The organism is Isoptericola sp. 178 (assembly GCF_030586525.1).
Taxonomy (GTDB): domain Bacteria; phylum Actinomycetota; class Actinomycetes; order Actinomycetales; family Cellulomonadaceae; genus Isoptericola; species Isoptericola sediminis.
On record NZ_JAUQYN010000004.1, the window covers coordinates 119,029 to 131,610 of the forward strand.

General features: G+C 68.1%; 13 protein-coding genes and 1 tRNA gene. 7 read left to right on the forward strand and 7 right to left on the reverse strand.

Features of this window, described 5'->3' with window-relative positions; genetic code table 11:
- Positions 1-369 precede the first annotated feature (369 nt).
- The 3 genes from Q6349_RS13775 to Q6349_RS13785 all read right to left on the reverse strand — a co-directional run bounded on the left by Q6349_RS13775 (position 370) and on the right by Q6349_RS13785 (position 2,985).
- Positions 370-813, reverse strand: a complete 444-nt coding sequence (locus tag Q6349_RS13775) for a DUF4304 domain-containing protein (RefSeq protein WP_304604568.1) — start codon at positions 811-813, stop codon at positions 370-372.
- Positions 814-1,107: 294 nt separating this feature from the next.
- Entirely contained in the window at positions 1,108-1,707 is a 600-nt protein-coding gene (locus tag Q6349_RS13780; protein WP_304604569.1) for a hypothetical protein, read from the reverse strand.
- Positions 1,708-2,094: 387 nt separating this feature from the next.
- Positions 2,095-2,985, reverse strand: a complete 891-nt coding sequence (locus tag Q6349_RS13785; RefSeq protein WP_304604570.1) for a DUF4231 domain-containing protein — start codon at positions 2,983-2,985, stop codon at positions 2,095-2,097.
- 91 nt (positions 2,986-3,076) lie between these two features.
- Between Q6349_RS13785 and Q6349_RS13790 the strand changes: the two genes are divergently transcribed.
- Positions 3,077-3,682, forward strand: a complete 606-nt coding sequence (locus tag Q6349_RS13790; RefSeq protein WP_304604571.1) for a TIR domain-containing protein — start codon at positions 3,077-3,079, stop codon at positions 3,680-3,682.
- Positions 3,683-3,728: 46 nt separating this feature from the next.
- Here the strand turns inward: Q6349_RS13790 and Q6349_RS13795 are convergent, their stop codons facing one another.
- Entirely contained in the window at positions 3,729-4,376 is a 648-nt protein-coding gene (locus Q6349_RS13795; protein ID WP_304604572.1) for a YdcF family protein, read from the reverse strand.
- A gap of 13 nt (positions 4,377-4,389) precedes the next feature.
- Complete coding sequence (locus Q6349_RS13800) at positions 4,390-5,157, reverse strand: GntR family transcriptional regulator (RefSeq protein ID WP_304604573.1); 768 nt, start codon at positions 5,155-5,157, stop codon at positions 4,390-4,392.
- Positions 5,158-5,324: 167 nt separating this feature from the next.
- On the opposite strand from Q6349_RS13800, the gene Q6349_RS13805 reads away from it, so the two are divergent.
- From Q6349_RS13805 to Q6349_RS13830, 6 genes are all read left to right on the forward strand, one after another.
- Positions 5,325-5,756, forward strand: a complete 432-nt coding sequence (locus Q6349_RS13805) for a plasmid replication, integration and excision activator (RefSeq protein ID WP_304604574.1) — start codon at positions 5,325-5,327, stop codon at positions 5,754-5,756.
- Positions 5,756-7,321: an FtsK/SpoIIIE domain-containing protein gene (locus Q6349_RS13810; protein ID WP_304604575.1), complete on the forward strand. Its 1,566-nt coding sequence runs from the start codon at positions 5,756-5,758 to the stop codon at positions 7,319-7,321. Before Q6349_RS13805 ends, Q6349_RS13810 begins: the two co-directional genes overlap by 1 nt.
- Positions 7,314-8,906, forward strand: a complete 1,593-nt coding sequence (locus Q6349_RS13815; protein ID WP_304604576.1) for a replication initiator — start codon at positions 7,314-7,316, stop codon at positions 8,904-8,906. Before Q6349_RS13810 ends, Q6349_RS13815 begins: the two co-directional genes overlap by 8 nt.
- 196 nt (positions 8,907-9,102) lie before the next feature.
- Entirely contained in the window at positions 9,103-9,333 is a 231-nt protein-coding gene (locus Q6349_RS13820; protein ID WP_304604577.1) for a helix-turn-helix domain-containing protein, read from the forward strand.
- Positions 9,334-9,336: 3 nt separating this feature from the next.
- The gene (locus tag Q6349_RS13825) at positions 9,337-10,545 is read left to right on the forward strand and encodes a site-specific integrase (RefSeq protein WP_304604578.1); all 1,209 of its coding nucleotides are present in this window, start codon (positions 9,337-9,339) and stop codon (positions 10,543-10,545) included.
- A gap of 54 nt (positions 10,546-10,599) precedes the next feature.
- A complete protein-coding gene (locus Q6349_RS13830; protein WP_304604579.1) occupies positions 10,600-11,262 on the forward strand; it encodes a DUF2625 family protein in 663 nt (220 codons plus the stop codon).
- Between the two features lie 138 nt (positions 11,263-11,400).
- Here the strand turns inward: Q6349_RS13830 and Q6349_RS13835 are convergent.
- A tRNA-Ser gene (locus Q6349_RS13835) sits at positions 11,401-11,486 on the reverse strand.
- Between the two features lie 116 nt (positions 11,487-11,602).
- Complete coding sequence (locus tag Q6349_RS13840; RefSeq protein WP_304604580.1) at positions 11,603-12,463, reverse strand: SDR family oxidoreductase; 861 nt, start codon at positions 12,461-12,463, stop codon at positions 11,603-11,605.
- Between the last annotated feature and the right edge of the window lie 119 nt (positions 12,464-12,582).

Below are 12,582 nucleotides of genomic sequence, written 5' to 3' on the forward strand. Positions count from 1 at the left end.
CGTACGGCGCGGCAGGCCCGCCGAAGGCACTCGCCAGTCCTCGGCGTGAGGGCCTTCCGCGAACCGGCAGCGAGATCGAGTCACCTGCACGGCAGCCGATGATGTCGCTCGGTGAGCGGTGAACTCTCGGCAGGGAACGACGAAGGGCCCTCCATCCACAGATGCTGCGGATGGAGGGCCCTTCGGAGGGCGGTAGCGGTGGGCTTGAGAGCGGCGAGTTTGCTGACCCTGCTTGGCTGGGTCGTTTTAGCACCTGACCTGGTCTTTCGCGGCTCTGGCCGGTGGACGTCCTTGCACCCGTCGGGACCGCTCCGCCGACGAAAGCGGCGGCAATCCGGAGACCTCCGGCCGGTTCTCGCCGTGGTCGACTCAGCTACGGGAGCGGACTTCACGCTTCAGCGCAGGTACGCCGTAGGCCTCGATCGTCGTCAGAAAGTGGTCGCACGTCGCATCCTCGTCGTGACCATCAGCGGACAGGCGCCACCAATAGTCACCGCCACCGGCCGTGCGGCCGATTCGCTCTTGGAACCGCTCTGGCGACATCGAGAAGGTGTTCGGCGTCGGCTTCGCGCCAAGGTTCGGGCGCTCCGCAACGGACCGCGCCCACACCACTCGGTTGACGACACTCAAGTTGGCCGTGAACAGGATCTGCTCACGGTCGCTGAACGCGCTGCGCTGGATGCCGAGCTGCGCCCAGCAGGTCTCGGACGGAAGCGTGAAGGTCTGACCCGACCCGCGCATCCCCATCGAACGCAGCGCAGGAGCGACCCGCTCCCGGACGACGACGCGGAAGCGCTCCTGAGCAGTCACCACGTTGAGACCATACAAGGGGCCCACCCAGGCCCGTCGGACGTCCCGACTACGCGCCCAAGGCGTTCCGCGCGAACACTCGGAGGCGCCGTGCCGATAGCGGAGCACCAGAGGTCGGCGGAGGTCCGGGTCAAGGGTGGCCGCAGGCCATCGCGCAGCGACGCCGCAGGCGCCCTTGACGCGGGCTGTAGCCGGCCGGATGCTCGGCGATCGGTGCGGGGCCGTGACCGCACTCATGTCTACGGCAGCGTGGCGAGAGAGGCTAGATCTCCACAGCGGCACGCCGGCCGGGGGCGATCAAGAGCGGTGGACGATCGCGAAGGGGTCGTCGTCGAACTCGTCGTCATCCCCACCTTCGTGGAGAACGAACTCAAAAGTTGCACGCTCAGGCTCCAGTCCATCGGCCATCTCCAGCGCCCCGGGCCCGCCGCGGTGGGACACTTCGGCTGCTGCAGCGACGAGGGACCGAACCCGGGCTTCGGCATCCTCTCGATCCTCATCGGGCCACGCGTCGAGATAGGCAGCGCGGCCGGACTCGATGAGTGCATCCTCGTCCGTGACGCGGAAGTCCCAGCGGCCGACCATCGTCACCACCGGGTTGAGTGGGCGTTCCGGCTCTTCCTCCTCGTCCAGGTCGTCGTCATCGTCTTCCGTCGATGCGAGGGCGAGCGGGAACGAGCCACACCACTCGAACTCCGCGTCGTTGAAGGCTTCCGCCGCGTTCTCAAGGTTTGTTGTGGAGCCGAAGTACTCGGGAATCTCGCGCTCGCGACCCTTGCGCGTCAGCACGAGCTCGACGTGTTCGCGCAGAGCTGCCACAAACTCGTCAGCGCGGCGCCGATACTCATCCTTCGCGGCTTCGCTGTACTGCGTCTCGACGTAGTCCTCGTCATCCATGACTGTGCTCCCTTTGGCGAACCGGCGTCGCGTGCGCGAAGCGTATCGGAAGCGACCACGGGTGCTTGTCCGTCAGGGCGAAGCTCGCTCTCGGGCGGTCGGCTGGGGACAGGAGCTCGGCCATGAGCGGAGTCTGACGGCCAACCAGAAAGTCAGCGCAGGACTACCCGGCGGTGCCGGAACTCACCGGGGCAGCCTTCGTCGTAGGGCAGGCGGTAGGTCAGATCGGTGCGCCGTGGGGTGCGCGTAGCGAGCGTGCGAGCGGAGCGCGGGGCCCCGCGACGCAGGCCCCGCCTGACCGACGCCAGCGCGGCGAAGCCGCGCCTTGAATCAGTAAGGAAACTCCTCACACAGACCTATGCCCGGGGTCCCCCGCACACTTAGCATTCAGCGGCTCCGGGACGCCCTCCACCCCACGTGCTCGCGGCTAATAGCTTCTTCTGCATCATCGACTTCGAGAACCCATCGATCCTCATCACGGACAATCTGCAGAGAAGCCTCGATATTAGTCAAGTCCGAAACTGCGGCGGAGTAGGCGCGGTACAAGTTGTCGTGCTGCTTCGTTTCCAGCCAGGCAACAACACCGCCAGCGATAGCTGCAATTGCCGGCGCAACCACAACTTGCATATCCATGACCACACCAAGAGCGGACGCCAAGAATCCGGCAAACTCTAACGCGAGACTCGCAACCCTCCATTGGCTGCGCCTGCGACGATTGTATCGCGCCTTCTTCTCATACCAACTACGCTGGCCCCGCACCCTTTCATTCAGATACACCGATTTCCGAGAGTCAAGATCCTGCTCTCTTTGTTCGATCATCCAATTGGATATTGCTGGCGCCGAGATTGGTTCGAGCTCGAGTTCGGGGTACTGTTCCCTGATGAATTTGAGGCGGCGAATCAGCTTCGCACGCATCGCCTCGGAATCGGCATCGACTGGAAACGGATTTCCACCAACTGCAAACTTCCATGCAACGCTCTTCGCGGACTCAGCCACCGCTCGACCATCATACCAAGCCTTGTCCGGCCGACTTCTCCAAAGAACAACCTCTAGCATAAGTGCGGCAACGAAAAGCAACGCTGCCACCCCGGCAAGGACGTCGATATCTCCTGAGCCGACGCGCCACGAGGCGACACTCACAGTCGCGGCCGCGCTCAGCATCACGAGACGCCAACGGGTCATGCCCACGTAGGCACGCTGTCCAGCCTGCGAAGCAACGTCCGCCGCTTGGAACAACTGTGGCAGGTCGCCGTCGACGACCGAAGGTGTCTGGTTCACCCACACATTGTGCACCCTCGCCGTCGCGTTGCAGCTCGGGGCGCGGTACGGTGTCCCGAAGACTTATGCACCGATCCGGAGGGTCTCTCAAGTGAGTCACTACCGCCAATTACAGCTGCAGGAAGTAGCAGAGCGGGTTGCTGCGCAGAAAATCGACCGAACACGGCACAAGTGCTTCATCTCCTACCACGCCGAAGACACCGAGGAAGTAAAGCAGTTCCTCGAGGACTTCGGCACCGAATTCATCGCGAAGACAATTGGCGTTACCGACGAAGACGACTTCATTGATAGCGTCGATACTGGCTACATCATGGATCGCATCCGCACAAAGTATCTGGGCGACTCTAGTGTAACCGTCGTGCTTATCGGCTCTTGCACCAGCGTGCGGAGATACGTGGACTGGGAGATTTATTCTTCCCTTCGAGCGAGTAAACACAGCAGTGTCAACGGGCTCGTCGCAATACAGTTGCCCAGCGCCGCCCAAACTGGCGGGAAGCTTCCGGACCGCCTAAACGACAACGTCTCTCGCGACAAAGACGGGAGGGATCTCGGGTATGCGAGGTACTGGGTCTATCCGCAAACCCGCTCGCAACTTCGCGGCTGGATCGACGATGCATTCGATGCACGCACTAGCCGGGCCCATTTGCTAGATAACTCTCGGGCACGCCGGCAGCGAAATGGCGTCTGCAACCCGTGAGCGAAGAACTAACGATGCTTTCACCCTTTTCAACTTAGTTGCCCAGCTACGCCGAGTCGCTTAGAAGTCGTCGATCGAATCCGGCCCGCACAAGCCGCTCGTATGCGCCTAGGACACGCTGCCCAACTTTCTGCCTCTCAGCGAAGCCGGCTTCTGCATACCTCCAAATACGCTGGGTATCTCCTACGAGCATATTTAGGACACGGTCGGTGTCTCCGATGGACTCGATGTAGTCAGCGAGTGACTGCGTTCGCGCCGAGCACACAACGTCGAGGTCGGGCCAGGCCTTGCGGGCTGTCGCATAGGCGCGGCGCTGCTGGTATGGCCGGCTGATGATCGTGGCCGACGAAGGATGGAGCCCGAGGCCGTCGAGCAGCTCGCGCGTGAAGGTGAAGTTCTCGCCCGTGTTCGTGGCCCGCTTTTCGGTCAGGATCGCATCGGCCGGGACACCGAGTTCCTGGGCGCGCTCGGAATAGTGCACCGCCTCCCCTCGGGGGAAGACGTCGACCGTCGTTGGCGCATTGGCCCCCGTGAAGACGATCAGCGGGAACCGACCCTCGTGCCACAGCTCGGCAGCGTGCTCGGCGACGCCGATGTCGTGGCTCCCGAGCCCGATCGCGATGTCGGTGTTCCTAGGCTCGTGGTGCAGCTGGTGATAGTCCCAGAGGATCTGGGCGTCGTCCATCACGCTCATGGGTGTCCGTTCGTCAGTCGGGCATGTCGAAGGTGTAGGTCCACGCGAACCGCGAAGCCGCGTGCACGCCCTCGGCGTACTCGACCACTCTGCCTTCCTTCGTTCGCGTGGTGCGTTGCAGCACCATGACAGGCTCGCCGCCGGGCAGTTCGAGCATCGCGGCCTCGTCGGGCCTCGGCATCCGGGCGGTCAGCGTCTCGGTGATCTGGTCAGGCTCCAGCCCTTGCAGCGTGAGTACCGCGAATCCGCCTCCACGACCGGCCGGCCCTGGCGTCGGGTCGACCAGGGGTGTGCCGTCGACGTCCTCCACGCGGTAGTAGCTCGTCAATGTGTGGGTGGGTGTGCCGTCTTGGCGCACGGTTCTCGCCCGGGCGTACACCTCAGCATCGGGCTCAATGCTCAGTGCCTCGGCTACGCGGCTCGGCGCTGGGACGCGCTCGACCGTCTGAGTCTGGTCCGCCGGCTCCCACGACTGCCCGTTGGCCTCGCGGTCTGCCGCGAACGCGACCCGGTCGCCGTACTTCCAGTTGCTCTTGGCGTACCGCTCGATGCCGAGCCGGCGCATCGGTGGGCGTGATCGCACGACGGTGCCTCGACGTCTGACCGGGGTGACGAGCCCTTCGGACTCAAGCAGCGCGACGGCGTTGCGCACCGTCTTGATGTTGACCCCGTACTCCGCGGCGAGGTCGGCCTGCTTGGGCAGTGTCGTGTCCGGCGGGTAGTCACCGCGCTGGATGCCGTCCCGCAGGACTGTCGCCAACTCCTTGTAGCCGTGCGTCATGGCCCACCTCCTCCCTGGTTAACGGTAGCGGTATGCGGCCCTCTGATCGACGCCAGGCAGTTAGAGGTGGTTCTATCTCGCGTCGAGTGCTACGCTCTCGTTAGAACCACCTCTATCCCGGAGGGGTCGGCCCGGTCGAACCGGGCAGAGAGCGAAGGAGCTAGGACATGGCACTGAAGCAGCGGTTCCAGATCGACCACGCGGTGGCGTTCCCCAAGGGCGCGTTCCTGCGAGGAGAGGTCCAGCCCGTGGCGGACTTCAACGCGGCCGCCGGCCCGGACGGCTCGCGCCCGCAGCAGCTCGACAAGGAGACCGGCCTGCCGATGTGGCAGTGCGTGGTCATCGACGGCGACGAGGACGCCGGCCGCAAGGACATCGGCGTCACGGTGAAGTTCGTGGCCAAGCACCAGCCGGTGCCGCCGGAGAACAAGTCCGGGTTCCCCTGGACGCCCGTCGAGTTCGTCGGCCTGATGGCTCTGCCGTACGTCGACGACAACGGCATGCGCCCGCGGGTCGCCTGGTCGTTCCGCGCGTCCGAGATGGTCACGCCGGGTCAGGCCAACCAGGGTGCGAAGTCCACCGCGAAGGCTGCAGCGTGATGACGTCGCGACTCTGGCAGGCGGTCCGCCGGGTGTTGTCAGCCTTGTGGCTGGCGCTTCGGTGGACCGCCCGCGGCTACTGGTGGCTCATCGCGTCGATGATGGCCTACGGCGTGCTCGGCATCATGCGGCACGACCTGCTCAGCGTCGCGGCTCTCGTCTCCGGACCGGCTTGGAACCTGTTCCGGGCGTTCTGGGCGGTGTTCAGTCCGATGTCGTACGAGCCGTTGCTCGGCGGTCCGCTGCGGCGCCTCGGCTGGCGTCGCCACGTCCGTCGGCACTGGAAGGATTTGGCCTGCGCCTGCGGGCTGGCCAGTCGCGTCATCGAGGACTACCGGATCGTTCCCCGGCTGGTGCGGGTCCGGGCTCGCGGCAACACGCTCCGGATTCGGATCAGAGCTCGCGCCGGCCAGACGCTCGACGACCTCCGCAAGGCGGTGCCGGCCATCGAGACCTCGCTCGAGGCGGAGAGCTCGACCAGCCATCGGGTCCGGCCCCGCGTGCTCGACATCGTGCTGACGATGGCGGACCTGCTCGACCAGCCGGTCTACGCGACCATCCCAGAGGGCGCCAACCCGCACGGTGTGGACCTCGGCCGGAACCAGGGCGGCTCCCGGTGGCGCCTCACGCTGCGTGGCCGGCAGACGCTCGTGGTCGGCTGCTCCGGGTCCGGCAAGGGGTCGGTGTTCTGGGGAATCGCCGGCAACCTCGCCCCCGCTGTGGAAGCCCGGCTGGTTCGCCTGTGGGGCATCGATCTCAAGGGCGGGATCGAGATCGGCATGGGTGACGGCGTCTTCTACCGGGTCGCCACCGACGAGGACCGGGCCATCGAGGCGCTGCGCGACCTGCTCGCCGTCGTCGATCGCCGCCAGCGCGAGATGTACGGCCGGACGCGGGACTTCGAGCCAACGCCGGGCGACCCGGTACACGTGCTGATGATCGACGAGCTCGCGGTGCTGACGGCCTACGCCTCCAAGAAGGTCCAGGTCGAGGCGTCGGACCTGCTGCGGCGCATCCTCACCCAGGGGCGTGCGCTCGGCGTGGTCGTGGCCGCGTTCGTCCAGGACCCGCGCAAGGAGACCATCGGGATGCGTGGGCTGTTCACGCAGACCGTCGCGTTACGGCTGCGCTCGGCGTCCGAGACGTCGATGGTGCTCGGCGAGGGCATGGCCGACGTCGCACCGGCCCACCAGATCAGCCCAGCCCACCCGGGCACCGGGTATGTGGTGGCCGACGACGGTCACGTGGAGCGGGTACGGGCAGACTTCTGGGAGGACACCTTCATCCGGATGGTGGCGGACACCTACCCGGCACCCGACCGGCACGAGCCCGAGGTGGCGTCGCCGCAGGTGGACGAGGCTCCGGACTCCATCCCGGCGGACGAGGAGAACGTGGCCCCGGTGGACGAGGAGAACGTGGCCCCGGTCGACGTCGCGACCGGCGCTTCGGCGGCCCGCACCGGCGATGCACAGCCGGTGAGGAACGACCCCGCGCCTCGCGCTCGGAAGCCGCGCGCGCCCCGTGCCGCTCGTCAGCCCGCCGCCTCGGGGGCCCGCGGTGAGTGACGTGCACGCCGTGGCGGGAGGGTTCCCGGGGTTCGGGCAGGACGCCCCGCTCGACCTCGGGGACCTCTCCCCCGCCGCCGTCGCCGGCATCACCGCCCGGCTGGGCGACCGTTCCGTCGGTGCCTTCTCCAAGGCCGCTGCCCGGGTGGGCTTCTGCTCCCATCCGGTCCGGCTCAAGGGGTCGTCGACAACCATCGACGCCGCCACGGGTGAGGTCCTGGCCGAGTTCAGCTCCGCCGACGCCCCGCTCGGCGTCCTCTACCGGGCGTGTGGCAACCGCCGGGAGTCCGTCTGCCCGGCCTGCTCCCGGATCTACGCCCGCGACACGTTCGAGATGATCCGTGCCGGGCTGCTGGGCGGCAAGACCGTCCCGGCAGAGGTGGCGGACAACCCACTCGTCTTCGCGACGCTCACCGCGCCGTCGTTCGGGCACGTGCACGGCACCCGCTCCAAGAACGGCGGCGCCGGCCGCTGCCGGCCCCACGGTCGAGGCATCTGCCCGCACGGCGTCCCGCGCTCCTGCACCGCGCAGCACTCCGAGCACGACCCCGCCGTCGGCGGACCGCTGTGCGACGCCTGCTACGACTGGAAGTCCGCCGTCGTGTGGCAATGGCACGCCCCGGAGCTGTGGCGGCGGTTCACCATCGCGATGCGTCGCCAGGTCGCCGAAGCCCTGGGCGTGCGCGAGTCGGCGCTCCGCGACGTCGCCTCGGTGCAGTTCGCCAAGGTCGCCGAGTACCAGGTGCGTGGGCTCGTGCACTTCCACGCCCTCATACGCCTCGACGGACCCGACGGCCCCGGCTCGGCCGCTCCGCTTCCCGGCGCGGTGCTGGGCGAGGCTGTCCGAGAGGCTGCGCGGGCGGTCTCCGTCACGGCGCCTCCGGTCGACGGTGCGGACGTCCCGCGCGTGCTGCGCTTCGGCCAGCAGCTCGACGTGCGGTGCGTGCGCTCTGGCGTGCCGGAGAACGACGAGGGCTCGGACGACCTCCGCCCCGAACAGGTCGCCGGCTACCTCGCGAAGTATTCGACCAAGGGCACTGGCACCGACCCGTCGGCCCCGCGGCCGCACCACCGCCGGCTCATCCGCACCTGCCGGTGGCTCGCCGAGCGCGCCGCCACCGCCTGCCGCGGCCTCGCCGGCCCGGACCCCGAGGACGACGCCGGCTGCGTCTGCGGGCAGTGCGCCGACAGCCCATACCGGCTCCTGGCGAAGTGGGCTCACATGCTCGGCTTCCGCGGCCACTTCTCGAGCAAGTCGCGCCGATACTCGATCCCGCTCGGCCGTCTACGCCGGGCCCGGATGCGGTTCCAGCGGCTCAAGGCCGACGCGGACCGCGACGGCACCCCGATGGACACCACAGACCTCGAGAACCGCCTGCTGTCCGAGGACGAGGAGACCACGCTCGTCGTCGGCTCCTGGACCTACCAGGGCACCGGCTGGACCAACCCCGGCGACAAGGCCCTGGCCGACGCCGCAGCCGCGCGGGCTCGCGAGTACGCGCAGTGGAAGGCGGCACGGCGCACGTGGCGAGAGGTCCTGGCCCCTGAGGGGCGGAGCCACCACACCGCCCGCAGCGGAGGGTGACTCCTCGGACCCGGCCCGGCTTGAACGGGCTGCCACCCTCTCCAACTGCGGGCTGGGTGCGTTGTTACCGGCTAGACGCACCTTGGGCGGGGTGATGCCAACGCTACCGGCCTTCACGAGGGCAGTACCAGGAGTTTGTGAACGAGAAGCCACACCAGCACGACAGGAACCACTACAACGACGTAGGAGGAAGACGATGAGCACCCAGAGCACTACCCGCCAGACCGACAGCCCCACCCGCCGCCGGCGCCTGATGACGCCGGAGGAGATGGCCGACTACCTGGGGGTGACCCTGCACTGCGTGTACGCGTGGTCGAGCCGCGGCGGCGGCCCCACGGTGCTGCGGGTCGGCGCCCGACTGAGGTACCGCCCCGACGACGTCGAGGCCTGGCTGGACCAGGTCACCGACAACCGCGTGGTGGGCTGATCCGTGCCGCGCAAGCCGATCGAGCCGGGCCGCTGGGGGAACATCAGCCGCAGGGAGCTGTCCCCCGGCGTCTGGCGGGCTCAGGCGCAGTACCGCGACTTCGCCGGCGTCCTCCACAAGTACGAGTCCCGGGGTCCGTCGGGCGCGGCGGCTCAGCGGCGTCTCGAGGACAAACTGCATCGTGCGAGCACGGAGGGCGTCGCCGACGGCGGGGCGACGATCACGCCGGACACGCGCATGGGTGTCGTGTTCGACCAGTGGGTCTCCGAGAAGCGCGTCGAGGGCCAGATCACGCCCCAGTCGCTGACCACGTACCTCGGCGTGCTGGAGCGTGACCTCAGGCCGGCCTTCGCTGCCCTGCGAGTCCGCGAGGTGACACCAGTCGCCGTGAACCGTGTGCTCATGGCCCTCAGCGGAGCCCGCAAGTACGACACCGCCCGGCAGGCGCGCAACGTCATGTCGCAGGTCATGATGCTGTGCGTCCGCTACGGGGCGGCGTCGTTCAACCCGGTCCGCGACTCCGTCACGGTGCGCAAGCCCCAGCGTGCCGAGGTCCGCACCCTCGGGCTCGAGGACATCGCGCTGCTGCGCAAGGCCGTCCGCGCCTGGGAGGACCGGCCGGCTCGGGTTCGTGGCCGTCGGAACATCACGCTGCTGCCGCAGATCGTCGACACCATGCTCGGCACCGGTCTGCGGATCGGTGAGTGCCTGGCGCTGCGGGAGGCGGACCTCGATCTGGAAGCCGACGTCCCGACGCTCACCGTGACCGGGACGGTCGTCCGGGTCGAGGGCCGGCTGATGCGCCAGACCAAGCCGAAGTCGGACTCCTCGCGGCGGACGATCACTCTGCCGGCCTTCGTGGTGGCGGCAATCACCGAGTCGCTGGACCTGGGGCTCGACGGCGGGTCGGACGGCCTGGTGTTCCCCTCGACGCGGGGCACGCCGCGCTCCCCCAGCCGGATCCGCGATCAGCTCCGCGAGGCTCAGGCCGGCAGCGCCGTCGTCGTCACCCCGCACGACTTCCGGCGCACCGTCGCCACCCAGGTCGCCAACTCGACCACCATCGCCAACGCGACCGCGCTGCTCGGTCACGCCGACGAGGGCACCACCGTGCGGCACTACGTGAAGCGGACCCACGTGGCCCCGGACCTGCGGACGGTGATCGACCAGTTGGTCACGCAGGCGGCAGAGGCGAAGGGTGATGCTCCGTGAGTCACGCCACATCCCTCAGGATCAGCTGCGGTGTCCAGGCTCGATACTGGGGTCATGACTCCCCAGAGTGGCGCTCAACTCGCCGACGTAGACGATCCTGCGTGGCCCGGCCTCTTCGAACGCATCGATGCCGCGCCCGGTGCGCGGGCTTTGCCCATCTCGCGCGCCCAGGGGCTCCACGCGCTGGAAGCTCTCCAGGTCACAGCTCGGTCGACTCTCGGCGCTCTCGCCCTCAACTGTGGGGCGATCGTCGCCGACCACGGGTGGTTCCGCGTTCTGGGTGGAGGAGGCGACGGGCTGCCGGACCTTGCGACCGCCAACCAGCTGAGCCCCGACACGAACCCGGCGCCGCCCTCATCTCTGCTCGTCGGGTACGACGTCATGGGGGGCCGCTTTGCCATCGACGGCGGCGGTCTGGGTGTGGCTCCAGGCGAGGTGTGCTACTTCGGCCCGGACACGCTGCAATGGAACGGGCTCGGCGGTGGACACTCCGCCTTCGTGGAGGCGGTCATCAGCGGAACGATGGGCGAGACGTTCGCCGATCTGCGCTGGAGCACTTGGCAACGCGACGTCGAAGCAGTGGCGCTCGATCAGGGATTCAGCGCGTACCCGCCACCCTTCAGCGAGGAGGGCCGCGACGTGAACAGGGTGTCGCGTCGCCCGGTTCCGCTGCACGAGCTCTTCGCCTTCTACGACGAGGCCGCCTCGCAGCTCTGAGAGCCCACCGCACCAGCCGACCCGTGTCCCACTCATCCTGCGCCGCGAGCCGTGGGCAAAACGGAGTGAAAACGGAGTACGGGGAACGACGAAGGGCCCCGGACCGGTGTCTCACCTGGTCAGGGGCCCTTCAGAGGGCGGTAGCGGTGGGATTTGAACCCACGGTGGCTATGAACCACACAGCATTTCGAGTGCTGCACCTTCGGCCGCTCGGACACGCTACCTTCGCCGGACGAACCGGCCATACGAGGATACCGAACAGGTCCGCATCCACGAAATCCCGCCGGGTGCGACGTCCGTCACCGCCTGGCGTCCCGCGCCGCGGACCGGCATCCGCCGACTAGAACACCGGCTTGCCGCCCGTGACTCCCAGTACGGTGGCCGAGACGTAGCTGGAGTCCGTCGGGGACGCCAGGTAGACGAACGCGGGCGCGACCTCGGCCGGCTGGCCCGCCCGGCCCAGCGGGGTGTCCTGGCCGAAGCTCTCCAGCTTGTGCGGGGGCTGGGTCGCCGGCTGCAGCGGCGTCCAGATGGGACCGGGCGCCACCGCGTTGACCCGCACCCCGCGGGGCCCGAGCTCGGCGGCAAGGTTCACCGTCATGTTGTTGATCGCCGCCTTGGTCGAGGCGTAGTCCACCAGCGACGTCGACGGCTGGTAGGCCTGGATGGACGAGTTGTTGATGATGCTCGCCCCCTCGTTGAGGTGCTCCAGCGCCGCCTGCGTCACCCACATCAGGGCGTAGAGGTTGGTCTTGAGGACGCGGTCGATCTCATCGGTGGTGACGTCCTCGAACGACTCCCGCCGGGCCATCTGGAAGCCGGCGTTGTTCACCAGCACGTCCAGCCCGCCGAGCTCGTCGGCGGCCAGGCCGGGTAGCGCCCGCGCGGTGGCCTCGTCGGTCAGGTCGCCGGGCAGCATCACCGCGTTGCGGCCCGCCCCGCGCACCCAGCGCGCCGTCTCGTCGGCGTCCTCCTGCTCCTCGGGCAGGTAGCTGATCGCGACGTCGGCACCCTCCCGGGCGAAGGCGATCGCCACGGCGCGGCCGATGCCGGAGTCGCCACCGGTGATCAGCGCGGACCGGCCGGCCAGCTTCCCGCTGCCCTGGTACGACTCCTCGCCGTGGTCGGGCACGGGGTCCATCTGCCGGGTCCAGCCGGGCGGGTCCTGCTGCTGGCGGGGAAAGGCAGTCTTGTCGGCCATGGTCGTCCTCCGTGGTCGGTCGAGGTGCCGTCGCCGAGGGCAACAGCCCTGTCCACGCTAGGTGGGACAACGGGTTCCGGCGACCGGAGCGCCGTCGTGCGGACGTCCAGGCACGTCAC

What these genes read in the sequence shown, in the direction of transcription:
- Q6349_RS13805 (WP_304604574.1), top strand. Translation starts at nt 5,325, where the DNA reads ATGGCACTGAAGCAGCGGTTCCAGATCGACCACGCGGTGGCGTTCCCC.
- Q6349_RS13780 (WP_304604569.1), bottom strand. Translation starts at nt 1,707, where the DNA reads ATGGATGACGAGGACTACGTCGAGACGCAGTACAGCGAAGCCGCGAAG.
- Q6349_RS13800 (WP_304604573.1), bottom strand. Translation starts at nt 5,157, where the DNA reads ATGACGCACGGCTACAAGGAGTTGGCGACAGTCCTGCGGGACGGCATC.
- Q6349_RS13795 (WP_304604572.1), bottom strand. Translation starts at nt 4,376, where the DNA reads ATGAGCGTGATGGACGACGCCCAGATCCTCTGGGACTATCACCAGCTG.
- Q6349_RS13840 (WP_304604580.1), bottom strand. Translation starts at nt 12,463, where the DNA reads ATGGCCGACAAGACTGCCTTTCCCCGCCAGCAGCAGGACCCGCCCGGC.
- Q6349_RS13830 (WP_304604579.1), top strand. Translation starts at nt 10,600, where the DNA reads ATGACTCCCCAGAGTGGCGCTCAACTCGCCGACGTAGACGATCCTGCG.
- Q6349_RS13820 (WP_304604577.1), top strand. Translation starts at nt 9,103, where the DNA reads ATGAGCACCCAGAGCACTACCCGCCAGACCGACAGCCCCACCCGCCGC.
- Q6349_RS13810 (WP_304604575.1), top strand. Translation starts at nt 5,756, where the DNA reads ATGACGTCGCGACTCTGGCAGGCGGTCCGCCGGGTGTTGTCAGCCTTG.